The following is a 26,768-nucleotide window of genomic DNA, read 5'->3' on the forward strand; positions in this document are numbered from 1 at the left end:
TGCACTTTTGTTTATCCATAACTTTTTAAATTTGAATTCTTTTTAATCAAAAAAAATGTACTCGCGCTATACAAAGATGTATATACCACCACCCAAGAGATTGACTTTAAATTAAAAATCTTTTTATCAATCAAGCTACCTAATATCTCCCCCCAAGCAACCCCATCCATATATGGCACTACAAAGTGCATATACGGAGGAATATAAACAACTAATATATATATACAACTAAGTATATAAAAAAACACATTCACCCTACCCATAACAATAAAAAATAAAATCAAAAAAAATAGTACAATTTGGAGAAATAATGGATCAAAATTCAAGGAAGCTATAGCAGGAAAAGCAACCACCAACCATGAGAAAAAAGTTAAAATAGACCTAAAAAAATTCATTAAATTCACAATAAAATTCCCACTTAAAAATATTGTCTCTACGGAATATCTATTTAAGTAAAAAAAATTTTGATGATATTAGTGCTTAAATGCATATTTATTAATCACTCAACTTATTTTGTTGTACTAATAGTTTGCAGAGGATACACGTGTAGATTGAAACCGAAAGGCACCAAAAGATCAAGTAGATATTATGATCAAACTTAATCGTATTAAAAATGGCTTGGTTTAGAAGATCATTATCGGTAATGACTGCACATAAAAACAAGAATAGGTAATCAAAAAACCAATTCCATGCACCTGATGATGAAAAGCGATCGATTGTAGTCATCCCCAAAGGCCGCCATAATGACTGGCTTAACTGCAATCATGATCAAGCTAAAGACTTTTTAGTTGAAATGCCAATTGATGAATACACTTCTGAGCCTAAACATGAAATAAAATAATTAAAGGCAAAAAATTTTTTGATTTTTACATTCAGCGTTATCTTCTGAATCCTCACCTATTTCTTAATTCCATTTCTTTTTCTTGTGCTGCCTCTAACTCTGCGAAATTCCGATCGTACTCAGCCTCCTGCTCTTCAGCGGTTTTCTGCTGATGTTCATTTACTTCATGCTCTTTATTACTTGCATTTTGTGTGACTTCAGCCCCCTTTAATCGAGCACTATTATCAGTAATTTTAGACAGACCAACATCACTTGTAACACTAGATTCATTAACTTGACTTTCTCTGTTATCTGAATGATTTAAACTTGAATTATTTACTTTTGCTATATCGGTTTTAAATGTATACACAATAAATGCCAACACGATAAACACCAATATGAATAACACTTTATATCTCATCTATATACTCCTTTTATCCGCTCTCTGTTAAATCATAAAATAAACAATCCTATAAAAATATCCTACATAAACCAAACAATGTTTACATAGTTATCCCCAAGTGTTTTGATTGTGAGCCGCATACCCTTAAAGTCCATTAAAAAATGGTAAAAGATAATGCAAAAAAAATTAATACCAATCGTTCTATTATCAATATGTTCTTCTGCTCATGCTGAAGTCACATACTCTACACTGGAAAATACTGGAATTTCGGGAAGCAACTTTTTAACTTTAAATGCAGATAATTCAGTGTCCTTCTCAGGTTCGACTGGGGCAGAAAACCAACAATGGGCTTTTGTAAAGGCTGAAAACAGTGGGTATTGGTACTTAAAAAATAAGGCAAATCCATCTCTTTGTTTTAATGCTGTTACGAACAAATATGATTCTTGTACAGGTCCAGGATATTCAACATATAGAAAGTTTTATCTGCGCCAAACCTCAACTAACAAGTTTAGTATTTTTAATCAGTACAAAACTCAACTTGAGCAACCTAATTATCTAGCGGCCAATCTGGCCAATTCAGGAGTTACGTATAGTCAATTGGGGGGCGATAAATCCATTTGGAAATTTAGCGGAAAATATGAAAATCCCAGCGCTTTTTTAGGTAACCATAAAGTTCTATTGGTCAATGCTTATTTTGATGGGCAAAAGCCTCAAAATGGAACTGACGTTTACAATGCTGTGTTTAAAAATTCCAGTAACAAACTAAATCTTCAGGAAAATATTGAACTTTCTTCTAATGGTAGAGCGACTATATCTGGAGAGTTTTTAGACAATATCAAACTAAGTTCATCCCCACTTAGTTCATGCTCAGGAGATGAAAAAAACGAGAAAATATTCAATCCTATTAAAAAATTAGCAGCAGACAAAGGGATTTCCTATGAATATCTTTTTGTAGAACTCCCAGCTACAAATCTATGTAAATATGGTGCTGTAGCAGACATCAATGGAACAAGAATCCACTCCAATGGATCCGGTCATAAATACTGGATGTGGACACATGAATTTGGACACAATCAAGGTTTTCTGCATACTCAATTTATAACCACGGAATCGGTGAATGGTAGTACTGTTAAATTAACTAAAACAGCAACACCTGAAAGTTGGGGTATAGATTATGGGGATGCATTAGGTGCTGGTGGTGCTGCCTTATATACCGTTAATTACAGATTGTGGTTGGGATGGCTTGACCGTGAAAATGTGCCATATATTGAGTCAAAAGGTAAATACACCTTATTGCCCGCATTTAGTTCACAAAAAGGAAATAAGGGCCTTCGTATCGCTCATAAAGAGGGATATTTAGAATTCGAATACCGTCCTAATCAAGGGCGCTATGACCAATTTTCAGCAAAGCCCAATCAAACAATTAGTAATGGTTTAACTGTTCGAAAAGTGAAATATGACTCTCTGAACACTATTACCAATACAATAATTGACACAACCCCAAATACCGACTCTAAAGACTCCCCGCTAACTATTGGGAGAACACTGATCGATGAAGAATCTGGTTACACGATAAGAGTATTATCTGTAAACGAGAATTCAGGGATTGAAATTGAAGTTAGCTGATCATTTTTTACTTATGGCCCTTTGTTCAATTAAGCTCCAATAGCATATTTGAACTAAGGGCTTTTTCAATTTCTATTCAGACTGTCAGAAATTTTTAGTTTTGAAAAACCCAAGCGAACACTCTACAGAAGACACGCGTAAATTCCGACCAAACGCACACTAGCAGCGACAAGTAATGACTTCCCTTTATTTCCACTAAAATTTTAAAATTTGAAAACATTTTAGGCCAAACCTAAAATACAACTTGAATGTGTTACAAATTCAAGTTGTAGCCATGAGCCATTCAAACCAAATCATCTAAATCAAGAATCATCTCAGGCATGACTTATTCTCAGATGTATCTTCTATCATAGTGATACAACCTTCTATGCGTATGGCTATCACTGTCGCAATAGAAAAAATTTCAGCAGGTTTCCCTTCCCCAACCCAAGATTATATCGATATGAATCAGCATTTAATTGGTAATGAATACGCGACCTTCATTGTTAAAGTCGGCTCACTCTCAATGAAAAACGCTGGTATTGATATTGATGATGAATTGATTGTTGATCGTCGTTTAGAAGTTAAGCATAGAGATATCATTGTTGCCTTGGTCAACAATCATTTTACCGTTAAACGTTTAATGCTTGATGAAGATGACCGAATCGGGTTAAAAGCCGAGAATCCTGAATACAGCAATATTTATTTTGATGATGACCAACTGCTAGAAGTTTGGGGTGTCGTTACTTTCGTACTGAAAAACACAAGAAAAATATGAAGTACGAAAATAAAGTATTTGTGTTAGTTGACGTAAACAATTGCTATGTCAGCTATACATTTCCTGAGCCTACAGACTTTGCGCCTGAATTGGCTAAGGCTGCTACATTGATGCTGAACCATATCTACGAAGAAGGAATTAAATATAAGAAGATAGGAATTGGACCTTGCTTTATACTTAACCGTAATTGGTCCATGAGTTGGGATAAACTGAGTAGAAATCCATTTAGATCACAGTGAATTAATTTTTAAATTAACTTATCGTGAGCTATTAGAAACTATAGGAAAAGCTAGATAGACAAGACCGCAACTTATACCGACATTAGGTACAGTAGGCGAAAGCTCAAAAAATCAGAATCATATAAAATGCTATAATCCTGACAGCAACTTTCAATTAGTCATTTTACTTGCCCTTCGTACAGGTAATACAATTCAGCATTGTCTGTATCTCCACCCCAGCTATATTTTTCTTCGCCAATCCGCTTCAAACCTTTTCTTTCATAAAATTGAAAGTTTGAACTATCATCCGTATAAAGAAAGAACTCTTTAACCTTCATTTCAGTAAGATAATCGGTAAACATTGAATACAATTTATTGCCTATTCCCATACCTTGATATTGTTCATCTAGGATAAATAAGTTTAAGGATGCAACAAATTTCTTACCACTTTTTAGAAGTAATTTTTCATTTAATATCAATGTATCCAAATAACCCTCAAAAACATCTTCTTTCTTTTCTAAGATTATTTCCTTTAAAGCCTTATATTTTCTTATTTTTGCATTAGCTTTCTGCTTAATATTATCTATCATTGATGCTGCAATAACTCCAACAATCTCATTCTCATTACGTACCACAAAGATACGAGAGGAGTTTATAATAACCTCACCTAGAAAAAACTCCGCCATAGGTTTCACATTCTTTTGAGGAACCCATGAATGATAATCCCAAGTAAATACGATCATCTGGTTTATTTTGTCTAAATCATTTTCGCTCAATTCTTCTGCAGCTTCATACTTTAAAGAAACATTCCTACTCATTACTCACACTCATTTAACTTCAATAAAAATACAATTTGCGATTCAAAGCTATTTCAAGTTCTCAATGCTTTAACTATCGTAATAGATAACCCTCTAATGAAGGCTATCTAACTGATCAAATGAACATTCTTCTTTATTTAATTAAATGTTCTTTCACAATATGATCACTTAAAAGTTTAATAACTTCTGAGCGTTCATCTAAAGAAGTCTCACTTTTTCTCACATAAATACTGATAAATACAGGTGCATGAGTTTCTGACCATACCATTGAAGTTAAACCTCTAATGCCATAATCACTGGCACCCGTACGATCAGCAATTTTCCATCCTTTAGGTAAAGCAGCTCTTAACATATTGTCTGCAACTTTATTCCCTATCATCCATTCTTTTAATTGCTCTTTTGAGCTTTTAGATAACACATTACCCGTCAATAACTTTTTCATACTGGCATTCATGGCATTGGGAGTCGTTGTATCTCGGATGTCATCTTCGGGATTAATGACAAGATCTGGTTCATATCTATCTGATCTTGTAACTTCATCGCCAATTGAACGCATGAATGAGGTTAGGCCTACAGGGCCTCCACCTGCCTCTATCGCAAAATTTGCTGCCGTATTATCACTGTATGCGGTCGTAATTTCACAAGCTTGTTTGATCGTCAGTTTTTTATTTACGTAATCTTTGACCACTGGCGAATAAGTAACGAGGTCTTTTTGCTGAATCGTTTTTGAATGATCTAAAGTCAGCTTTTTAGCATCAACCTTCGCCAATACATTCGCACAAGCAAGCGCTTTTACAGTGCTGTCCAAAGGAAAGCGTTTATCGCCATTGATCGAAATCAATTTATCATCCATATCCAGGATAGATACACCAATCTGCCATCCCTTTTCGGATAGGGTTTTGATTTGCTCTTCCAGAGTAGCAGCCATAGTAGCTGACACCGAAGAGCCAAACAAAACAACAGCTATGACAGATTTCAATAACGATTTCATATTGCATCCATATATTAAAAATTTAAAAAATTAAGCGTGGCCAAGTATACCTCTAGAAATTTAATTATTAAGTTAATCAAATGTTTTATCATTATTTAATGGCTTAAATGTATTCAATAATAAAGCCTCTATCAAAGGCTTTTGCACATATTTCAACATGAATATTTTTGTTGATCTTGTTATTGGCCCTACATGGTAAATGACACTACTCTTGAATGTAGAAAAAGCCCCTTGGGGCTTTACTATAGTCATAAAAAACCCGCATACCGCGGGTTTCCATTCTAGTATTAACTGAAAAGTAAAAGAGCGCCCAACCATAGTAGTAGTGTGGCTAATATATAACTGGTTCTTCTCCACATCAAAATCGTGTTGGAATTATCTTTGAGCACTTTTCCAAAGTACTCAATTTCCTGTTTTGCATCCTCAATGACACTTGTTCCGAAATTAATGGCATCTCTAAGCTCTTTATTCTCATCCAATAATGCCTGCTTTTCTTCCCAATTAAGCTCTATCATTTTTCTATCAGATTGAATTCTGTAAGCAATATCCTGTAAAAGCTCTTCACGTGTCATTTGATGAAACTCTTCATCTAGATCGGCAGCAGTAAATTTATATTCACTCATAAATAAACTCCAATTAAGGATGATACAAACCAGGCAACTTTATCCAACAAACACTATTTTCTGCATCTTCACGGTAGATCTTTACTAAGCCATAAATAGCAGCTGAAATTTCTTTACCTTTTTACCACTTTCACAACGATTTTTAAAAGTTTTCTCCAACTTTATTTAGTAAGCTTAATAAGTTTACTAAAAAACCACCCGATGGTGGTTTAACTCAATTAGATTGTATTTCCACAAATGTCTTTTGCACCAGTAGGATAAGTGTTTTGAAGTTTAGTACGGTCCGTAACTAGCTCAAGTGAAAATGTTTTCCCTACCATAGCTGAGTTTGATGGAATATCTTGAACAGCAATTTGTGCTAGAAAATAACCTTCATTTGGCTTTGTAGAGTAACTTCCCACATAGCCATAATTTGTGCCATTTGAAATTACACCAATTTGTTGAGTCTGTTGATTGATGTAAAAACCTAACCTTACTCCGTTATTCAAAGCATTATTATCAATAGCATTTTCACCTATTAAGGCACTGTTTGACAGATCTCTTGATTGCCATGCTGATAATATTTGGTTTGAAACCTCAGGTATATTATTAAGACTCATAATCGAATTGGATAAAACATGCTTATCTTCTTTAGTTCCAAAAAAAGTAAACGGGAAAAGACCAATAATACTGTTGTTACTTAAGACCACATTTGGAACTTTCACAATCATTTCATAGGCAATAATGTTACTTTGGGATAGTGCAACATCGCCGATCATTTTGCCTGGTTGACTTAATTGCTTATTGCCAAAATTTCCACTTGCAGCAACGTATCTTTTACTTCCTGTTGTCGGGCTTATGGTTAAGGAAACTTTTTGCCCAGAAATAATTGGAAAAGGTAGAGCTCCTGATGAAACCGCATTTATTTGCGTCTGGTTAGCATCAAAATTATAAGTACACGCTGCGAAAGTGTTCATTGCAGGAATGGCTATGATAAGGATGCCCAATATTATATTCTTCACTTCGTTTACCTTTTTTATAATTGAACAAGTAGTATAAATAAATCACTTTCAATAAGTGTGAAATCGGATAAAAGGTCATTAAAAAACCATCCGAAGGTGGATTTTTGCTTATCTAACACTTATTTTAGATTTAGAAAGTAAAAATTAAAAAGAAGTGATGCTAGCAAGATCCTGGCCACAGTTAGATAAAACCCCACCGTATTAAAGCTCTTTAAAAATTTATATATTTACATAACTCATGCACTTTCAACACACCATAAAATTATAGCTGTTACTTCAACAACTTAATTAACAAAGGAGGTTAAATTATTATCATTTGCTCACCCACTTTTATTTTTGGCTTTAGACTTTTTATGAACCTCATCTAAAACAAATCATCCAAAGCAAAAATGCAATCGCTAAAGATATGTGGACCAACAGACAAATCATTATGCTCGGCATAAACATTAATAGCCTGCTGATCTATAGATAACGGCGTACCCTATTCATATCGTCTGGATCTGCAAATCGTGCCAAATGCCAGCAAGATAGACTCTGCGGCATAAGATGATCCGGGTGGCCCAGGGATGACCACCTAAAAATTTGATTTGCTCAATTTTGTGCGGTGTTTTCGATGCGTAGATTTTTTGATACTTGTAGAGTTGAATGACTTTCCCAAGATATCAGCCTTATCTTTATCAGCATCTTCTTGGATCTCGTAGCCTTCATGATCAAGGGAAAACGTCCCATTCTCATCAAGATACAAAGAAGGTGTTAATTACTAGTTACTTAATTACATTCATTTTCAGGATCATTCATCATCTTTTTTAAGTTGTTAAATTCCTGTATGTACCTATTTTCATCATAGACCAACTCTAAATTATTCTGCTTGTGATACGCCACGAATTCGTCATAACGGCTAGTAACGAGTTGATAAAATGCAAACTCTGCTTTCATCCCATCACATTGGATTTTTTTTGCTTCTTTCCATTCAGCCTCACTTAACTCCTGACCTTTATAGGACTCATTGAACTGATACTCTTTTAAAAGCTTTTCTTGGCTTTCATCCAAAATTCTCAAATACTCCTTTTCAAAGTTTTGGTTATAAGTTGCAAAGCAATGACCTGATAGTAATATTCCTACTAGAAAAAATACTTTTCTCATTTTGATCTCTTATATATTTTCAATAAGATATATCACATTTGAAAAAGTTAATCAGGCTTCTGAGTACACACTGTAACACTGGTAAAAACATATTTATCTGGTCTGTCTATCTCAGATACATCGGTAAAGTTTAGGTAAATATCACGAATATTTACCCCTGTTTCAATTTCAAACTTATTGACTAGCTCTGCAATCTGATGAGTTAAAGCCTTTTCTAGCTCTTCCTTTCGCGTACAACATTCGGCAATTGATACTTTTGACATTGTAAGCACCTCTATGTTGGTTAAATTCCAATCTCCTTAAATTTTAGCCCATCCAGCTTTCTGAGATGTTCCAGAGTGTAAAGCCGCCCCCTCTGGATCAAAGAACTTACCCAAATCAAACTTTTCTTCTTTATAATAAAATCTCGAATCTCTTTAAGGTTGATTGCGCTGTATTGTGTATTTAAGTTCTAATTTTGCTGACAAGAGAACTGAGTAAGGAGTGATAAAACAATGTCAGCATTTTTAATAATTATGGGATTCATCTTGGCTATCTTTGGATTAATTTTTGGTCCACATATATTTCATAAACACATAAGAAATACCCAAGAAGGTAAAGCAATGAGCTTTTTATGTATGCTCCCAGGAATGTTTACGGTGATGCTTGGTTTATATTTGAGATGATAAATTATAGTTGAACTAAGCCCTACTAAGAGGGCTTTTATATATATCCCGATAAGAAATTTTCTAACCACTCATCAGTAATACAGAACTTTCTATATTAAATTTTGCTAATATATTGCCGCAAAATCATCTACTGAGTCACACTATTATGCCCAAACATTACATAGTTGTCGGAAGCCCAACGACGGGTGGCGGTGAAGTAATTAGCGGAAATAGAAACTTTCTTATCAATGGCAAACCAATCGCTTGTGTTGGTGATGAGGCTACTTGCCCGACCCATAATACAGCAGCATTCATCATGACAGGTGATTCAGAAACTCGGTTCGGTGGTTTGCCTGTTGCGCGTGAAGGTGACTTACTTTCATGTGGGTGCAAGCTATTGAAGTCAAAGACATCCTTTAATCAGGAAAAGGATGAAAAACACATAAATGAAAATTTTTAAATCTTTAAGTTATCTTTTATTCATTGGAATATTGGGTCTAAGCATATTTTCGAATGCATTTTCAAATGTTTGGCGATTAGCAACAGATCAGACTAACGACATTCCTGAAGAAAGCAACATCTTCTCTTTCCATCCAACAAAAATTAATGAGGGGTCGAGCAGCTATTGGTTATATGGAGAAGATTCAAAATATTATTACTACTTCTCAGAGACAGAGGAGAATACTTATTACATTTTTGATAAATCAATTTTATGCCCGAATATTGAAAAGATTGATTTTCGAACATGGTGTGAAACAATAAGGATCGTGAATGAAAAATAAAGCTTCATTACGAAATTAGAAATTTCTGAATGAAGTAACCTATACACAGTGCTGATAAAAATTCAATCAACCTGAAGACATTAAACAACCTATTTTCAAATATATGGGTGAATGCCCCTTTGATTTAATCCTACTCTTTTACGAACGCGAGTTTGATTTTCATTCAATAAGGCTTCAAGTAATCCATCTAAATTTTGATCATTCAGAGCTGAAGGAGTAAATTCTTCATAACCTAAACGACTGAAGAAAATATCTACTTTAGAGCTTTTCTGAACATATTTCATAGACCAATTTTTAAAACTATATTTTTGAATTTCTTTTATTTTAAATTCAAAAATATTTTTATGCCTTGAATCTTTTTTAATACTTTCTAATAAAGGTAAAACAATGAAGTCTTCTCCCTCCAAGCATTGAAAAAATGCATTATTTGCATAATACAAGACACCAAATACAACATTTTTAGAGTTAAAGCCTCTTGCTACTGTTAAAATGTTGCTTAGATCATCGATCAAATCATCTGCAAGACCTTGTCGTGAACTGGCATAACACAATTGAATTTTCATATTCTTCCCTTATTCACAATGCTCAACTACTGTATCAAGACTTTTTGATAAATCTTGCCGAAGATCAAAATAGATATTGGGCCTTACTTGCGTATAGAACTCTAACAAATCCCATGTTGGATACACCCGCATATAAAAATTACTTAGAGAGAAAAACCAATCATTTTTTAAGAAAAAGCTTATTTAGATAAGTCTTTGTGTAAAGCGTGAATTACAGCATACAGGCTTTTGTTTTTTAATGCTATTTTTATTTCTTCACCTCCTTTCGTATACCATACAGCATACTTCTGTAAAAAAATATTAATAACTTTCAACTACTTTTCACCAAATTAAAAATAAAATATTGTTTTATATCTATATTTTTAATTTCAATGGTTAAGGATTTGGTTGTTTTTTAACCAATTGTAAGAAATTTCTCATAAGCATGTAAGCCAAAGATTATACCCTCATTTTATTGGATAATTATAATTTCTTCATACACCAGCATTTCAATAATCCATTATTTTTTTTATTGAGTTTAAAATATTTAGCCATGATAATTTTAGACAATAAAAATAATATAAATGCTTACTTTAAATAATGGTGTAGCACCCAAACCCACCTTTGAGATGAGGCCCTTAAAGGTGGGTATTCTCTTGTCAAATAAAACTAAGGAAAAGCAATGAATATCATTAAGAATTGTTTTATTTTTGCTCTTTCAGTAATAACTATTTCTTTAGTAATCATCTTATTTAATAAAATGGGAATGAATAAAAATTTTAATTTATTCTTTTCTGCATTCTTATACTCTGTTTTTATCACACTATACTTTAAAAACTTTCTAGCCAGCCTGCTATGCTTTTCTATATTTTATACCCTACTGTTTACATTAAGTCATTCGCTGGAAGTTTTTATGATGCTTTTAACTTCTCTATCAACCTTTACATTAATTGAGATTCTGATGCCAAAATTAAGAAAAAACCTAATCGTTCCACATTATAAAACTGATACTTTCTAGTTTTATCCAAATTATGCAACTATTTTCAGCTTTTTAATACTTAGCTCCTTACTCCTTTATAATCCTTACTGGTTTCATCAAAGATTTGCTGACAAGCGCTTTGGCTGAAATATCTTTAAATGCTGTAGCAAATCGAGATCGCAAATAAATTCTCTGGCTGAGTCGTGGGATCATTCTTTTGGATTCACTCGGCGCCAATGGTATTCAATTCATTAAGCTTTGACCTGGAAACTGGTGGTAGATATGTTTCTAAGGTAACTAAATACTAAAATTTCTGGTATCAATAAAGGACTCACAACAGACTGTAATAGTCTTTGACACATCTAAAGATCATCCAAGAAATCAAAGAACTCCAAAAATTAAGTTATTAATATCTAATAAATTTATTGATTTTTTCACCCAGTATCGAAAACATCAATGGTAAATTCTTGCCAAAATGCTCAATCCGGTATTTTTCATTCTCTTTCGTCATATTGCCAAAACAGTTATATGATGAGTAATCATATTCTTTGAATTCGAGAACATTTATTCCATGATTGATTAAACTTGTAAATATTTCACTCAGACTATGATTCCAAGTGATGGCTTGATAGTTTATTTCTGCTGATTTATCCGCATAAGAGCCCGTAGATGATTCATTTATAGGGTCATTTTTGAAATAGCTATATGTTATATTTTTAATTTCATCATCAAACATCCATATGACTGGATGAAATTCAACAATCAAAAATTTACCCCCAATTTTTAAGAAATTGGATATCACGTTAGCCCATAAATCTAAATCCTCTAACCATCCTATAACTCCGTAACTCGTAAATACGTAATCGTATTTTTTGTCTAAAACACTGGGGAGTTCATAAATATTGGAGCAAATAAAGTCTACATTTAAACCTAGTTCATCGTTAAACTCTTTTGCTTTTTTAATGGCTTCCTCTGAAAAATCTATAGCTGTAACATTGGCTCCAAGTTGTGCCAATGACATAGAATCCTGTCCGAAATGACATTGTAAATGTAGTATGGATTTGCCTGAAATATCCCCTAAAATACCCAATTCTATTGAGTTTAGCGTGTTTCTTCCTCTTAGAAAGGAAATATTGTCATAAAACTCGCTCTTGATATGTGCATTTGTTTTTAAATTCCAAGCATGCTTATTGATACTGATATAGTCATTCATCTTTTATCCTTAATTTCAATTTTTTTGCTATATTTACTTCGCTCATTTAACCTCTTTTACTATATTCTTTCTTTTTAAAAAACATTGCTTTTTTGCACCATAGAGGAGATAACAACATCGCACTCGTGATCATCGGATAATTGTAAATTTATGGCATTATTCAGGCTTAATCCACCCTACGAGAATGTTTAAGCGGATGCAATAATCACTGAATTGCTTTTGCTAATCCTGCTTGTACTTAAATCTCTATAAACTATGTGAAATGTAATTTAGCTTAGCAAAATACATATCAATTAGAAAAGCCATTTTATACTAGAATATCAAGCCAAATTCAAAATAATCGTCAGATAATGTGATTGACAAATATCCAGAAATTCATCTATAAATTATTATAAATTTCATATATCTATAAAATCTAGGAATAAGCACAATGGAACATCAGAATGACCTTCATCCTTTGGTTGCTCCATTAGCATCGCTTAACTACCTACATGAAGTACATCAATACATCGACAAGAATCTAACAGTGATGCAAGTTTATAACTTAATGACAGGTCATCCACCCTTTTGGCTACGTATCGCATTTAAGATCAGGGATTTTTTAAGTTCGAAGTTTGGAGGTGTTCAACCGATCAAAGGCTTTGATTCGGTTAAACCAGAAAATGTTCAGATCAATGAAAAGTTAGATTTTTTTGATGTAGTAAAAATTACAGACAAGGAATTATATTTACAATCTACAGATAAACATCTCAGTGTATTAGTGGCATTACAACTTCAAGAACATGATGAATTAAAAAATGAGTTAACCGTCACAACCAGTGTGATTACTTACAATCTTTTTGGAAAAATTTATATGCTGCCTGTTTCTTTGGTTCATGGACTGATTGTCAAAAACTCATTAAAAAATTTGCATTAACCAATTGAAAGAACTGTCACTAAAAGCGGATAATCAATATCGCTTTTAGTGACTAGTCTCGAAATTGTAGGTCACAAAGATCTATATTTTCATATTAATCCCCAGTTGAAAACCACGCCCTGGCAATGGTGCAATGTATTTGAGTGGGGAGTTATGCGGTCTCGCTTCCTCATTTAGTAGATTTGAGCCATTCAAGAACACGTCAATATCAGAATTCTTGAATTTTAGATGCTTGCTAATCTGCATATCGACCATATTGAAGGCTGGTAATGGTACTTCTTCTGATACATTCTTACCCAAATATTTAGGTTTATCATAATAAATACTTGAGAGGCGTGCAGCCCAATCCCCTTTACTCCACTCTAGGCTCGCACCATAACGATTGGTGGGCATGTTTGGTAGATAATTACCATCATTAAATAAACTGGTCCGACTCGGATTTAAATTCTTATTTTTTACAAAATCCGCAAATGCGCCAAGCGTAAAAATACCAAATTGCTGAGTATTGATTTTCTGCTTAAGGTCAACTTCAAAGCCTGTGATTTCTGTATCTGTTTGAGTCCAGTATTTGAGTGGTAAGCGGTTCGCCGTTTGCATACCAGAATGAGTGAGATAGAGATAGTTTTCAAATTTCATCTTATATACAGTAGCCTCAAGATTAAAATCTTGATAATTGAATAAAGCTGTCAGCTCAGTATTCTTGGATTTTTCTGGTTCTAATTTTTGGTTGCCTTGCTCATTGATCATAATGGAATAATGATTACCGCTGGCATAAAGCTCATTGAGTTCAGGTGCACGCTCAGACACTGAATATCTAAGTTTTGCTCCAAAGTAGTCGTTGATTTTAAGATAAGAACCAAAACTATAATTTTCCAAATCAAAACTGGTGTCTTGTAGTGTCGTATTCGGTGAATTACGAGCGATCTTAAAATCACTGTCTTTGATCGAATGATCTACTCGTTCTTGACGATAACCTGCATCAAAAGAGAGTCGATCCAAATCAAGCATCTCTTGAATAAAAAAGGCTTGGGTCTTGGTATTGACATTGGGAAGATAGCGTAGCTTGCCCTGCCCTTCGACACTACGGTTACTTTGACTCAGCCCAAGTAAACCATTCACGTAGCGAATAGGCTGATGTCTCAATACAATTTCGGCTTGTTTAGTATCAAAGCGGTAATCATTAGCCAGTTGTGGACCTAAATATTCACCTGAACGATTGATCACCTGATTCGCTTTAATATCAACGCCCTTTAAAAAGGGAATATCAAAATTAAACTGGCTATCTAGGCTATATTTTCTTTGATCAGTCTTTACCCCAACGGGTAAGCCATCCTCATAGGAGGATTGAAATGACTTATTTTCTAAAGAAAAACCTGGTACGCCGTATGCATTTTTCTTCGAATCCGCACTTAGACCAATATAGCCATTTTCCAAGAAATAAGTACTGCCAATCGCATAATGCTGATTTTCTAAATAACTGTTACCTAATTTACGATGGTAATTTGGCGTCACATCTTGATTAATCTTGTTTTCTTTAAACTTAGGGGTATCAGGTATATATTCAGGATTGACTGGGTTGGTATAAGTTTTACCACTCCAAACAGATGTTGGTTTATCGGTATAAAATGAAAACTGGCCATCCGCCCAATCTGGATTTTCAGTCATAAATTGGTCGATATATTTTTGCGATGCGGTGTTATAGATCTGTTGTATACGTGCATCCTTTTGGCAGGCGTCTGCCAAGGCTGAACTCACCCCACCCGTTGCAGGAAAAATTCCACTATTACATTGTTCAGCTTTGCTATTCCCCGGAATTTTATAAGACGAAATATCCTGTTTAGAAAATAAAAAATTGGTTGAAAAGTTGCTTTGATTATTTAAATTCAGCTTAAAACCATGTGCATCGGTGCTGTTCCAGCCTTTTCGCACAGCCAGCTCTAAATTATGATCTTTCTTAGGAATTTCTTTGCTAATCAGACCATTCTCTACATTTACACTACCACCGATGGCATTTCCACCGTATCTCACACTATCCGATGACTTATTTACCTGAATAGATTGATTAAATAAAGGATCAAATGGAATGGCAATATTGCCACTGACAGCATTCATGCCATAAATCGCTAGTCCATCCTCAAGAATTTGTACACGATTTCCACTTAAGCTGCGGATAACTGGTGCGCCTGCATTGGGACCAAAAGAGCTACTCTGTACGCCTGACACCTGCTTGAGTGCATCCCCCAAAGTTTGATTTTGTGTATTTCGATTCTCTACAACAATATTGTTCCCGATTGAAAGATCTGTTTCTGCTTTTAAACTAATATTTGGCAAAATTACAGGACTGTCCTGCTCATTTGCAGATGCTTGATGATGAATAAATAGAATGGCGATTGCCAAGGCTTTATAACGCACGTTGAACTCCTTAATTGCAATTGATATGTTATAACATAACAATTGAGTGTTCAAACAGAACCTAAACTCCATTTTTTCTGCTAAATATGGACTGCATGCAAAAATTTGATATAAGAAAGCCCAGATAACTCAAAAAGATCTGAGTAATCTGGGCTTTGCACTCTTAGCGATTAAAATAGTTAAAAGGTAGTTTTAGATAGCGAATGCCATTCGATTCCGGTTCTGGGAACCGCCCTGCATCCATATTAATTTGAATTGCAGGCAGAATAAGCTTTGGCATCGACAATGTTGCATCACGGCTTTGACGCATCCGTACAAAGTCCTGTTTAAGCGTTTTCATATTGATATGAATATTATGCTGCTTCTGTGCACAAATGCTGGTTTCATACACATATTCAGCTCGGCCTTCTGGCTTGTAGTCATGGCATAAGAAAACACGCGTTTGGTCAGGAAGTTGATAAAGCCTTTGTACAGAATCAAATAATAGATCAGCACTTCCTTTAGGAAAGTCGCAGCGCGCCGTACCATAATCTGGCATGAATAAGGTGTCGCCAACGAAAATAGCATCACCGATGATATAACTTAAGCACGCAGGGGTATGTCCTGGCGTTGGTATGTTATATGCGTCTAGGTTTCCGATACTGAAGTGTTCATGGTCTTTAAACAGATAATCAAACACCTGATGCGTATTAAAATATTTAAGATCAATATGATAAATCGCACTAAAGGTATCTTGAACAATCGCAATTTTCTCACTCATGGCAATCTTGCCACCCAGCTCTGATTTTAAATATTGTGACGCCGTTAAATGATCTGCATGAACATGTGTTTCCAATATCCATTCAACTGTGAGTGCTTGAGATTGAATGTAGGTAATAATCTCATCTGCATGTTGTGTGGAAGTTGAAGCTGAGGCAGCATCATAATCCAAAACACTATCAATAATCGCGCAATGCTTTGTTTCAGGATCATGCACAACATAACTAAAGGTATTGCTCTGTTCATCAAAAAAAGCTTTGACTGTTGGATGTTGCATTGCATTTCTCCTACTGTTTGGCCCAAAGACGATGGATCAACATGCCGAGTAGCATTGCGCCTATAAAATACCAAACCTCAAAATAACCCAGTCCGATCAAAGTAATTGCAGGTGCTGGGCAAATGCCTGCAATGCCCCAACCCATACCAAATAATATCGCACCTGAGATCAACTTCTTATCAATTTGATTATTCTTTGGTAAAGCAATCGCCTCACCTGATAATGTTTTGGGACGACGCAATGCTTTCTGAAATGGAATGAATGCAACCGCAATTGCTCCAATCATTACAAACATCAAACTAATATCCCAAGCACCAAAAATATCTAAAAAACTTAATACCTTCTCAGGATTTGACATGCCTGAAATCAATAGGCCCAGTGCAAATACACTGCCAAAGATAAACGCAAATAGATTTTTCATTACGCGGCTCCCAGAATATGACGTACAACATACACCGTAACGAAACCAGCAAACATAAATGTCATTGTGGCAACGATTGAACGTGGTGATAAACGGCTAATCCCACAGATCCCATGTCCACTGGTACAACCTGAACCTAAACGAGTCCCAAAGCCTACCAACAGTCCAGCAATGATTAAAGCGAGCGGAGACGACTGCATGATAATTTCAGGCTTAACAAAAATTTGATAAATAAATGGTGTAATAATCAGACCCAATAGAAACCAAAAAGCCGAACTACTCAAAAATGTTTTGGGCTGTAATAATTGTGCAATCAAGCCACTCACACCCGCTATACGCCCATTGACGTATAAATAACCAACAGCCGCTAATCCAATTAACGCGCCACCTAACAAAGCTAGAATAATACTTGTCATCATCCTTCCACCAATCAATATATGTTTTTATAATATATCATTCAGAATATTATTTAAATAAATCTATTTAATATTAGCGCTTAATCACTAATTTTTATGAAATTAGGCACATATTGGTAAGTTTTTTTGAAAAATAAGTATTTTTACTTGAATCATAAGCATCCAAATCGGTGACAAAACAGTATTGAAATACTTTAATGAGCCAACTAATCGCACTGAGAAAGTAGCTTTCCAAACCCAAGTGGAAACAACTATCACGTACGCTAGAGAGATTTCTAATCGATCAACCTAATCTATTTCTACTTAAAAAATCCATTTTCTCACCACTTGAAGAATGATCAGATATCAACGCTTAATGGCTTGCATCTGCAAGTTGCGACTGTGTTCGTAACAATCATGAAATTTATGGTGATTGATATTCATTAATAAAAACAAGCAGCCATATTTCAAAAAACATAGCTGCTTAATCGGTCAATTAAACAATATCGACCACAACTTTAATTGAAGCAAAGCCACTTTCTAGGTAATCATGAGCTTCAAGCGCATTTTCCAGAGTAAAAGTACGTGGATCAACAATCGGTTTGATTTTTCCCGATTCAACATACTGGGTTAATTCTCGCAAAATATCTCCATGATGAGCCCGTCCTTGACCCGATAACATCGGTAATAACACAAACACACCTGAAATGGTTGCAGCACGTAAAGAAGATGGTGCTAAATTGATTTCACCAAAGGCATAACAACTTGCAATATGTCCATAGGGTTTTATCGCTGATAATGATGCGGCAAGCGTATCACCTCCTACAGTGTCATAAATAATATCAAACCCCTGACCTCCAGTATATTTCTGCACATAATCTTCAACGCTTTGTGTTGCATAATCAATTGCTGTAGCACCTAGCCCCTCAATCATTTTCTGACGCTTTGCTGAACCAGTCGCATACACATGTGCAGCTTTCGCTTTCGCTAGTTGGACAACCATATGACCAACACCACCAGTACCCTGTACTAAAACCGTATCGCCTTCTTTTATTCGAGCCTGATCAATCAAGCCTTCCCAAGCAGTTAAGAAAACTAGCGGTAAAGCCGCGGCTTCACGCATAGATAAATTTTTGGGCTTAATAGCAAGCAAATCGCCATCTACAGCAATATATTCGGCTAAAGTGCCTTGTAGCCCTCGGACACCACCGGCAAGACCATAGACCTCATCTCCGACCTTAAAAGCTGTCACGTTGTTCCCAACTTCAATAATTTCACCTGCCAGATCTGTTCCTAATACTGCAGGTAGGACTGGATCTGCATAAGGTGCAGCACCTTCACGGATTTTATAATCAATTGGATTCACACCGCTGCTATGAATTTTTACTAAAACTTCATTTGCATTAATCTCAGGAATTGGAATTTCAATAAGATTAAATTCCTTTACATCATAACTTTTCAGGATTTGCGCTTTCATTTTATTTACCTCTATTCATGAAAAAAAAATCGCCGAACAATCGGGGCTGATAAAGAAATGTACTGAAAAATCAAATCAAAAAAAATGATAGAATGCGGATTTCTTAATTCCATAATTTGGAATAATCTATGAATAACTATTTCGAATTGATTAAAATTTTCTGCACAGTTGCAAACGCAGAAAATTTCAAAAAAGCGGCGATACAGTTAGGAAAATCCCCACAATCCATTACACGTGCGATTCAGGAACTGGAAGATCAGAAGGGTGAGATTCTTTTTTATCGAAGTACACGAGGTCATAAAATCACCCGTGAAGGTGAAGAACTACTAAAACAGGCCCAGCCATTAATTAACAAAATTAATGAGTTAGTCAAGAACAGTGCCACTGAAACGATTGAAGATGTTGCAGGTCATATCCGTCTGACCATGCCAACCACATTTGGTCGGCATATCATTATCCCCTTAATTTCAAAGTTCCAAATTGATTATCCAGAGATAAAAATCAGCTGTATGCTGACTGATGAACACAGCAATGTCATTACGAATCAAATAGATATTGGTATTCGGATTGGCTTTCTGAATGACAATCGCTTTGTCTCTCGTAAAATCATGAACATGGGATTTCGCGTCGTCGGTGCTCCATCACTGATAAAAAGAGTTGGACAACCACAACAGATTGAGGATCTGAATCATTTTCCAATTATTGCATTCGAGAATTTATCTTCAAATCAATATTGGTTCTGGGGATTTGAATATGATCAGACTTTTATGCCCAATTTACCTCTTTTTTCAACCAATGATCTTGATGCTTATTGCCAAGCATTAATTGATGGGATTGGTTTTGGTCATATTCCCGACTTTCTAGCATTACCGATGATTAAACAAGGTACTGTTGTTGAAGTGATGCAAAATATGAAATCATCTCCTTGGGGTTTATATTTATATCGCCCACAATTAGGACCAACACCTAAACGAATAAAATTACTTTATAACTATCTCATTGAAAATTTGTTAAAAAAAGAATAATTGCTGTTTGCAACCTATACATTCATCATCACCTTGGCAACTAAGTTCATAAAAAGTTTAACTTTTTAAACTTAGATACTCTAAGTGATAACTTTAATAATTGGAGCAGCAAGATGTGAATTTATATGTTGTGTAGCAAAACGAATTTGATGTTCTTCCAGCAATTCTGACTCTTGGTTGAATAAATTATAGATTTTTGATTAAGTCTCTTCTTTCTAAAAATCATCAGTTTGAATATATCTAAGGACTCGTGATCGCGTATTAAGCCCAACATTTGGACTTATAATACTGCTTTTGCAAGTTCATCTACATCGAAATATGTCGAGAAGATAAAAATTCTTTCATGATACTTTTCCATAAGTATTCAGTCCATGCAAACTCTAGGTGTAGGCTGTTGTATTGACTTACACAACAGCCTATTTTTAGGTTTTAATAGCGTCCGCAGTGCTGTAATAAAGGTATAAACAACTGATTTTGCTGATACCTTTATGCACAAGAAGGTTAACTTTATCTATTTTTTAACGACAAGCTTAACGAACGAGATCTTCAATACCAATCAGTTTTGGTAATTTATCGATTACTTTATTTAACTCGGCATTAGCTGGAGAAATACATCCAGTGTAATGGCTCAGTTTTGTTACAGTACCATCAGGCTTTTTCCAAGAAAAATAAGCACTTGGCTGGTCAGTTGCTGTTTCTTCACAACCTGTTGTTTTGACATTTGCGCCCGTAGCAGGACGATAGGTTTTTAGCTCTTGTTGTAATTTCTTATAAACAGAAGGATCAACCGTTAAATCCTGAGTTCCTGTCACCTTGGTATATTGTTTACCATCAAAATGAACAGCTCCTTCAGGTGTAATCTCAACAGAATAGATTGGGCATGCACCAAAACATGGACTAGACGAATAGCGAATTGTTTCTTGCGCCGTATCCTGAGGTTGTTGAGGAGTGGTTGCGCAACCAACTAAAGAAAAAGTAAAAAGGCCCGCAATGAATAATTTTTTCATTTGTTGATCCATTATAAAGTATGTTATTCAAATTTAACAAATCGTAGAAATTTTGTCATTTAGATTGATGTAAAAAAAATGGAAAAATCACTTAAATTTGCTTAGGCTATTTGGAATCAGAGAAAAAAATAAGAGCTGTACATGAGTTATTTAAGCTTAGTCTTGAGCTTGAAGAATTAAGCGAGCAAGTTCTAAATCATCAGTATAAGTAATCTTGATATTATCTGAACGTCCCTGCACCACTTGTACAGGTTCATCCACATATTCCAAAGCACTTGCTTCATCAGTGATCACGATGTGATTGGCCAAAGCCTTTTCAATTGCACTTTTAAGAACGCCGAGTTTCGCCATTTGTGGCGTTTGTGCTTGCCACAACAACTCACGGCTTACAGTTTTCTCGATCTGATTATGGTGAGCTACTTGTTTTAGCGTATCACGAACTGGAATAGCCAAAATGGCACTTTGATTGTGCTGCTCTGCAGTCTGAACTAACCGAGTAAGACATTCTTTTGTCACACATGGCCGTGCAGCGTCATGGACCAATACCCAATCATCTTCATGGGCAATTTCAGATAAATAGATCAAGGCATTTAAAACAGAATGTACCCGCTCAGCACCGCCCAAACAAAAATGCAGTTTATCACTATGCTGAAAAGACAGGGTTTTTGCAAAATTATCTTGTACACCAATGGCAAGTACGCAACCTGCTAAATCTAAGGAATTCAGTCGATTGACAGTGTGTTCAAGTACAGTATGCTCTTGAATATACTGGTATTGTTTTAATTCAGTTTTTGAAAAACGACTGCCCGAACCCGCTGCTGGTACAACCGCCCACAGCTTAGTCTGGGTTTTCATTGGTTGCAGTGTCTTCTTTTGCGTTAGGATCGATATAAATCGGTTTGTAATGGGTACTAATGGTACTCATTTGCACAAACGTCTCATTCGGTTTAATCAAACCTAAATCTAAACGAGCATGCTCTTCGATGGCTTCGCTGCCATTTTTTAAATCAAAAACTTCCGCCGCTAAAATACGATTACGTTCTTTTAGCTCAGTATTAATTTCTGCTTGCTGCGTAATTTGTTGAGTTAAAGCTTGGTGAGGAAAATAGCCCCCCTCACCTAGCCAAAACTGATACTGCAAGCTTGCCACCAAAGCGATGACAAGCACCAGAATCAATTTACTCGAGGTCGATCGAAACATCTCTATCATGAAAAATTCCCTACATCCTTCTTACAAGGAAGATCATCTGCAAATTCTATATGATTATGAATTTGCAGAGTTTCTCTCTTTTGTAAAGAAAGATGATCAGAAGTATTCAACATAGATAAATTGACCTTATTTTAGACCTTTGAATTCAGCTTTACCGCGGTAAGCTGCATTCGTTAATTCTTCAATGCGAAGTAATTGGTTATATTTTGCTACACGGTCAGAACGGCAAAGTGAACCGGTCTTGATTTGACCCGCTGCGGTACCAACTGCCAAGTCAGCAATTGTTGAATCTTCAGTTTCACCAGAACGGTGTGAGATCACAGTACTATAACCATTTGCTTTCGCAAGGTAGATGGCATCTAGAGTTTCAGTCAATGTACCGATCTGGTTGTATTTGATCAGAATAGAGTTACCGACTTTCTCATTGATACCACGTTGTAAAATCTTAGGATTAGTTACGAATAAATCGTCACCAACCAATTGGATTTTGTCACCAAGGATTGAGGTTAAGTAGCTCCAACCTTCCCAGTCAGATTCATCTAAACCATCTTCAATCGAAATGATTGGGTATTGGTTTACAAGACCCGCTAAATAGTCAGAGAACTGGTTGCTTGTGAATGCTTTATTGCCTTCACCAGCAAGAACATATTGACCATTTTTGTAGAATTCTGAAGAAGCACAGTCAAGTGCCAACATAATATCAGAACCAGCTTTGTAACCCGTTTGGCCAATTGCTTCAAGAATAACAGTGATTGCTTCTTCGTTTGAACGCAAGTTTGGCGCAAAACCACCTTCATCACCCACAGCAGTGTTTAAACCTTTTTTGTTTAAAACTGATTTTAGAGAATGGAAGATTTCAGCGCCTGCGCGTAATGCTTCAGCAAATGACGTGAAGCCTACAGGCTCAATCATAAACTCTTGAATATCAACATTATTGTCAGCATGCGAACCACCATTGATGATGTTCATCATTGGTACAGGCATGGTCAAAGTCGTTTGACCACGAAGATCAGCGATATATTGGAAAAGCGGGATTTTCTTTTCATCGGCAGCAGCACGTGCAGCAGCCAATGAAACTGCTAAAGTTGCGTTAGCACCTAATTTTTCTTTGTTTTCAGTACCATCAAGCGCGATCATCGTATTATCGATGTCTTTTTGTTCGAATACTGATTTGCCCACTAAAGCGTCACGGATAATGGTATTGACGTTATTAACCGCAGTTTTAACACCTTTGCCCAAATAACGTGCTTTGTCGCCATCACGAAGTTCTAAAGCTTCACGAGAACCAGTTGAAGCACCAGATGGTGCACATGCACGACCAACAACCCCAGATTCTAAAATAACGTCTGCTTCGATGGTTGGGTTACCACGAGAGTCCAAAATTTCACGTGCGCGGATGTCAACGATTTGGCTCATGAACAATTCCTCTGTTGAATGAAAAACAAGATGCAAATGATTGCATCAATGGGTGTCTAACTTTTTGAATCCTTTAACCAAAGTATCCAATTCTTTTAATTGCGCCAAGAATGGCTCAAGCTGAGATAAACGCAATGCACATGGTCCATCACATTTTGCAATTTCAGGTTCAGGATGTGCTTCCAAGAACAGGCCTGCTAACCCTGTTGCCATACCCGCACGCGCTAGAGTCGTAATTTGGGCACGGCGACCACCTGCAGAATCAGCACGCCCACCTGGGGTTTGCAATGCATGGGTCACATCAAAGAATACCGGCACATTCATGTCTTTCATGGTGTCAAAGCCAAGCATATCGACAACCAAGTTGTTATAACCAAATGCTGAACCACGTTCACAAAGAATGAGTTTGTCATTCCCAGCTTCCAAACACTTATGCAAAATATGACGCATTTCGTGTGGTGCTAAGAACTGTGCTTTTTTGATATTGATAATGGCTTGGGTTTTCGCCATTGCTTCAACAAGATCAGTCTGACGACTTAAGAAGGCAGGAAGTTGGATAATGTCGGCAACTTCAGCAACTGGTGCTGCTTGGTACGGCTCGTGAACGTCAGTGATAATCGGCACATTAAAATGCTTTTTAATGTCAGCTAGCCATTCAATGCCTTTTTCCAAACCTGGTCCACGGTATGAGTTCAGGCTTGAACGGTTTGCTTTATCAAAGCTCGCCTTAAATACATAAGGAATGTCTAAGCGCTTGCAAATATCAACATAAGTTTCAGCAATTTCAAATGCTAAATCTTTTGACTCTAGTACGTTCATTCCGCCAAATAATACAAATGGCAAATGATTTGCCATTTGTATATCGCCTAAACGTACAACTTCTTGTGGTTTTAATTGTGACATTTAAACTTTCCCAGTTTATTTAAAACTCAGTACTTACTTTTGGTGCTGATTTTTAGCAGCCCCGATAAAACTAGCAAATAATGGGTGTCCATCACGTGGTGAACTTGTAAATTCCGGGTGGAATTGTACAGCAATAAACCAAGGATGTTCAGGAATTTCTACAGTTTCAACTAAATGTTGTACTGATGAATAACCTGAAATTTTCATTCCTGCTTCTTCAAGTGCAGGAATAAAACGATCATTCATTTCATAGCGATGACGATGACGCTCAGTAATTTCAGCTTTACCATACACTTCACGTGTCTTCGTGCCTTCAACCAATTCAGATTTTTGTGCACCCAAACGCATGGTACCGCCTAAGTCAGACTCAAGGCTGCGTTGCTGTAACTCACCACGCTCATCTAACCATTCAGTGATTAAACCAATGAGTGGGTATTTGGTTGAGCGGTTGAATTCTGTTGAGCTTGCTTCAGGCATTGCTGCTACATTACGTGCATACTCAATTACAGCCAATTGCATACCTAAACAAATCCCAAGGAATGGAATTTTGTTTTCACGTGCATATTGAATGGCTTTCATTTTGCCTTCAGTACCGCGCTCACCAAAACCACCTGGAACTAAAATCGCGTCAGCAGTATTTAAAATGCTAATATCTTGCTGTTCAAGCTCTTCAGCATTGACATAATCAATCTGAACTTTGACACGGTTTTGAATGCCAGCATGTAAAAGCGCTTCATTGACAGATTTATAAGCATCTGGCAATTCTACATATTTACCTACCATCGCCACACGTACTGTGTATTCTGGGTTGAGTAATGCTTCTACCACATTGTCCCAATCTTCAAGATTTGCTTCTGGAAGATCGTTGTAACCAAAACGTTCACAAATTAAATCATCAACATTTTGTTCGTAGAATGTACGTGGAATTTGATAAATCGTTTTTGCATCTTTACAGACCACAACGGCACGCGCTTCCACATTGGTGAACAATGCAATTTTACGTTTGGTATCGACATCGACATCATATTCAGTACGACAGATTAAAATATCTGGCTGAATACCGATAGAAAGAAGCTCTTTCACTGAGTGTTGCGTTGGCTTGGTTTTGAGTTCAGCCGCTGATTTGATGTATGGCAATAAGGTCAAATGCATGAGCATGGTACGTTTATGACCAAGCTCAACCATCAATTGACGTACTGATTCCATGAACGGAAGTGATTCGATATCACCAACCGTACCACCAATCTCAACGATTGCAACATCATAGCCTTCACCAGCACGAAGTACACGTTCTTTAATGTTGTCTGTAATATGTGGAATAACTTGAACCGTACCACCTAAGTAGTCACCACGACGTTCTTTATTCAAAACGTCTTGATATACACGACCACTGGTAAAGTTATTCAGTTTGGTCATTTTCGCACGACGTAAGAAACGTTCGTAATATCCCAAATCTAAGTCAGTTTCAGCACCATCCTCTGTGACGAAAACTTCACCGTGCTGAAATGGGCTCATGGTACCTGGATCGACATTAATGTATGGATCCATTTTTACCATAGTGACTTTTAAGCCACGAGCTTCCAAAAGTGCAGCAACAGAAGCAGCAGAAATACCTTTACCTAGTGATGAAACCACACCACCAGTGACAAAAATAAAATGGGTCATTGAGTTTCTCGTACAATCGAGCCGAAATCGGCCTACAATGTTGGGCAATTTTACTGTACTCTGCCCCTATAAAGCAAAGTCAAACCGCATCAATTCAAAGAACTATAAACAACTGGTTATTCTATCAGCATTTTCGATAAAAATTTAAGGGTTTTGTGGATTTTTCATCCATAAATGAGCGTTCATCAATCAAATTCATCAACAAATGAATTAAAAATCAGGTTTGCATCACAGACGAATCAGCTTCAAACCCTAAACCTCTTTGCAAGCATTTATAAAATATCAACAAACTCAACAATGCGTAGTGATTTCTTCACATAGA

At 36.0% G+C, this 26,768-nt stretch carries 27 protein-coding genes and 1 pseudogene; 7 read left to right on the plus strand and 21 right to left on the minus strand.

Annotated features, from left to right (window positions below; genetic code table 11):
* Nucleotides 1–11: 11 nt before the first annotated feature.
* Together NG55_RS01125 and NG55_RS01130 are read right to left on the minus strand one after the other, a co-directional pair.
* Nucleotides 12–404: a hypothetical protein gene (locus NG55_RS01125; protein WP_141669872.1), complete on the minus strand. Its 393-nt coding sequence runs from the start codon at nt 402–404 to the stop codon at nt 12–14.
* A 489-nt stretch (nt 405–893) separates the two neighbouring features.
* Complete coding sequence (locus NG55_RS01130; RefSeq protein WP_016539999.1) at nt 894–1,241, minus strand: hypothetical protein; 348 nt, start codon at nt 1,239–1,241, stop codon at nt 894–896.
* Nucleotides 1,242–1,397: 156 nt separating this feature from the next.
* Here NG55_RS01130 and NG55_RS01135 point away from each other — a divergent pair, with 156 nt between their 5' ends.
* The 3 genes and pseudogenes from NG55_RS01135 to NG55_RS21180 form a co-directional block, all read left to right on the plus strand.
* Nucleotides 1,398–2,849 carry a hypothetical protein gene (locus NG55_RS01135; RefSeq protein ID WP_065342075.1) on the plus strand — a complete coding sequence of 484 codons (1,452 nt, stop codon included), beginning with the start codon at nt 1,398–1,400 and terminating at the stop codon, nt 2,847–2,849.
* 301 nt (nt 2,850–3,150) lie between these two features.
* Nucleotides 3,151–3,606 carry a LexA family protein gene (locus NG55_RS01140; protein WP_228704160.1) on the plus strand — a complete coding sequence of 152 codons (456 nt, stop codon included), beginning with the start codon at nt 3,151–3,153 and terminating at the stop codon, nt 3,604–3,606.
* 38 nt (nt 3,607–3,644) lie between these two features.
* Nucleotides 3,645–3,845: pseudogene (locus NG55_RS21180) on the plus strand (DNA polymerase V subunit UmuC); the annotation flags it as partial.
* Nucleotides 3,846–4,003: 158 nt separating this feature from the next.
* Here the strand turns inward: NG55_RS21180 and NG55_RS01150 are convergent.
* From NG55_RS01150 to NG55_RS01180, 6 genes are all read right to left on the minus strand, one after another.
* A complete protein-coding gene (locus tag NG55_RS01150) occupies nt 4,004–4,642 on the minus strand; it encodes a GNAT family N-acetyltransferase (protein ID WP_065342078.1) in 639 nt (212 codons plus the stop codon).
* 133 nt (nt 4,643–4,775) lie between these two features.
* Nucleotides 4,776–5,633: a class A beta-lactamase gene (gene bla, locus NG55_RS01155; RefSeq protein ID WP_065342079.1), complete on the minus strand. Its 858-nt coding sequence runs from the start codon at nt 5,631–5,633 to the stop codon at nt 4,776–4,778.
* Between the two features lie 287 nt (nt 5,634–5,920).
* A complete protein-coding gene (locus NG55_RS01165) occupies nt 5,921–6,256 on the minus strand; it encodes a hypothetical protein (RefSeq protein ID WP_016539994.1) in 336 nt (111 codons plus the stop codon).
* A gap of 218 nt (nt 6,257–6,474) precedes the next feature.
* The gene (locus tag NG55_RS01170; RefSeq protein WP_228704135.1) at nt 6,475–7,212 is read right to left on the minus strand and encodes a DUF4882 family protein; all 738 of its coding nucleotides are present in this window, start codon (nt 7,210–7,212) and stop codon (nt 6,475–6,477) included.
* 813 nt (nt 7,213–8,025) lie between these two features.
* Nucleotides 8,026–8,400 (minus strand): hypothetical protein, encoded by a 375-nt coding sequence (locus tag NG55_RS01175; protein WP_065342081.1) that lies wholly within the window; start codon nt 8,398–8,400, stop codon nt 8,026–8,028.
* Nucleotides 8,401–8,447: 47 nt separating this feature from the next.
* Nucleotides 8,448–8,663 (minus strand): hypothetical protein, encoded by a 216-nt coding sequence (locus tag NG55_RS01180; protein WP_065342082.1) that lies wholly within the window; start codon nt 8,661–8,663, stop codon nt 8,448–8,450.
* 550 nt (nt 8,664–9,213) lie between these two features.
* On the opposite strand from NG55_RS01180, the gene NG55_RS01185 reads away from it, so the two are divergent.
* Complete coding sequence (locus tag NG55_RS01185) at nt 9,214–9,507, plus strand: PAAR domain-containing protein (RefSeq protein WP_016660326.1); 294 nt, start codon at nt 9,214–9,216, stop codon at nt 9,505–9,507.
* A gap of 417 nt (nt 9,508–9,924) precedes the next feature.
* On the opposite strand, the gene NG55_RS01195 is transcribed toward NG55_RS01185, so the two are convergent.
* Nucleotides 9,925–10,392: a BLUF domain-containing protein gene (locus NG55_RS01195; RefSeq protein WP_065342083.1), complete on the minus strand. Its 468-nt coding sequence runs from the start codon at nt 10,390–10,392 to the stop codon at nt 9,925–9,927.
* 661 nt (nt 10,393–11,053) lie between these two features.
* Here NG55_RS01195 and NG55_RS21185 point away from each other — a divergent pair.
* On the plus strand, nt 11,054–11,389 hold the full coding sequence (locus NG55_RS21185; protein WP_065342084.1) for a hypothetical protein: 336 nt from the start codon (nt 11,054–11,056) through the stop codon (nt 11,387–11,389).
* 367 nt (nt 11,390–11,756) lie between these two features.
* On the opposite strand, the gene NG55_RS01205 is transcribed toward NG55_RS21185, so the two are convergent.
* Complete coding sequence (locus NG55_RS01205; protein ID WP_065342085.1) at nt 11,757–12,563, minus strand: class I SAM-dependent methyltransferase; 807 nt, start codon at nt 12,561–12,563, stop codon at nt 11,757–11,759.
* Nucleotides 12,564–12,993: 430 nt separating this feature from the next.
* Here NG55_RS01205 and NG55_RS01210 point away from each other — a divergent pair, with 430 nt between their 5' ends.
* On the plus strand, nt 12,994–13,479 hold the full coding sequence (locus NG55_RS01210; protein ID WP_065342086.1) for a DUF2867 domain-containing protein: 486 nt from the start codon (nt 12,994–12,996) through the stop codon (nt 13,477–13,479).
* 81 nt (nt 13,480–13,560) lie between these two features.
* Here the strand turns inward: NG55_RS01210 and NG55_RS01215 are convergent, their stop codons facing one another.
* The 5 genes from NG55_RS01215 to NG55_RS01235 all read right to left on the minus strand — a co-directional run bounded on the left by NG55_RS01215 (nt 13,561) and on the right by NG55_RS01235 (nt 19,220).
* On the minus strand, nt 13,561–15,891 hold the full coding sequence (locus NG55_RS01215) for a TonB-dependent receptor (RefSeq protein WP_065342087.1): 2,331 nt from the start codon (nt 15,889–15,891) through the stop codon (nt 13,561–13,563).
* A gap of 163 nt (nt 15,892–16,054) precedes the next feature.
* Nucleotides 16,055–16,927 carry an MBL fold metallo-hydrolase gene (locus NG55_RS01220; RefSeq protein ID WP_065342088.1) on the minus strand — a complete coding sequence of 291 codons (873 nt, stop codon included), beginning with the start codon at nt 16,925–16,927 and terminating at the stop codon, nt 16,055–16,057.
* A 10-nt stretch (nt 16,928–16,937) separates the two neighbouring features.
* Nucleotides 16,938–17,348, minus strand: coding sequence for a DUF6691 family protein (locus NG55_RS01225; protein ID WP_065342089.1), 411 nt, complete (start codon nt 17,346–17,348; stop codon nt 16,938–16,940).
* Complete coding sequence (locus NG55_RS01230; RefSeq protein ID WP_016660323.1) at nt 17,348–17,764, minus strand: YeeE/YedE family protein; 417 nt, start codon at nt 17,762–17,764, stop codon at nt 17,348–17,350. The genes NG55_RS01225 and NG55_RS01230 overlap by 1 nt, the downstream gene beginning before the upstream one ends.
* Nucleotides 17,765–18,239: 475 nt before the next feature.
* Entirely contained in the window at nt 18,240–19,220 is a 981-nt protein-coding gene (locus tag NG55_RS01235; protein WP_065342090.1) for a zinc-dependent alcohol dehydrogenase family protein, read from the minus strand.
* Nucleotides 19,221–19,348: 128 nt separating this feature from the next.
* On the opposite strand from NG55_RS01235, the gene NG55_RS01240 reads away from it, so the two are divergent.
* Nucleotides 19,349–20,245 (plus strand): LysR family transcriptional regulator, encoded by an 897-nt coding sequence (locus NG55_RS01240; protein ID WP_065342091.1) that lies wholly within the window; start codon nt 19,349–19,351, stop codon nt 20,243–20,245.
* Nucleotides 20,246–20,775: 530 nt separating this feature from the next.
* On the opposite strand, the gene NG55_RS01245 is transcribed toward NG55_RS01240, so the two are convergent.
* The 6 genes from NG55_RS01245 to NG55_RS01270 form a co-directional block, all read right to left on the minus strand.
* On the minus strand, nt 20,776–21,252 hold the full coding sequence (locus tag NG55_RS01245) for a DUF6438 domain-containing protein (RefSeq protein ID WP_065342092.1): 477 nt from the start codon (nt 21,250–21,252) through the stop codon (nt 20,776–20,778).
* 156 nt (nt 21,253–21,408) lie between these two features.
* The gene (gene ispD / locus NG55_RS01250; protein ID WP_065342093.1) at nt 21,409–22,107 is read right to left on the minus strand and encodes a 2-C-methyl-D-erythritol 4-phosphate cytidylyltransferase; all 699 of its coding nucleotides are present in this window, start codon (nt 22,105–22,107) and stop codon (nt 21,409–21,411) included.
* Entirely contained in the window at nt 22,091–22,462 is a 372-nt protein-coding gene (gene ftsB, locus NG55_RS01255) for a cell division protein FtsB (RefSeq protein ID WP_004653719.1), read from the minus strand. The genes ispD and ftsB overlap by 17 nt, the downstream gene beginning before the upstream one ends.
* A gap of 126 nt (nt 22,463–22,588) precedes the next feature.
* Nucleotides 22,589–23,878: a phosphopyruvate hydratase gene (eno, locus tag NG55_RS01260; RefSeq protein ID WP_016539975.1), complete on the minus strand. Its 1,290-nt coding sequence runs from the start codon at nt 23,876–23,878 to the stop codon at nt 22,589–22,591.
* Nucleotides 23,879–23,923: 45 nt separating this feature from the next.
* A complete protein-coding gene (kdsA, locus tag NG55_RS01265; protein WP_016539974.1) occupies nt 23,924–24,781 on the minus strand; it encodes a 3-deoxy-8-phosphooctulonate synthase in 858 nt (285 codons plus the stop codon).
* Between the two features lie 33 nt (nt 24,782–24,814).
* Complete coding sequence (locus NG55_RS01270; RefSeq protein WP_065342094.1) at nt 24,815–26,446, minus strand: CTP synthase; 1,632 nt, start codon at nt 26,444–26,446, stop codon at nt 24,815–24,817.
* Nucleotides 26,447–26,768: the final 322 nt, after the last annotated feature.

The organism is Acinetobacter gyllenbergii, from assembly GCF_001682515.1.
In the GTDB taxonomy this organism is placed as follows: Bacteria; Pseudomonadota; Gammaproteobacteria; order Pseudomonadales; family Moraxellaceae; genus Acinetobacter; species Acinetobacter gyllenbergii.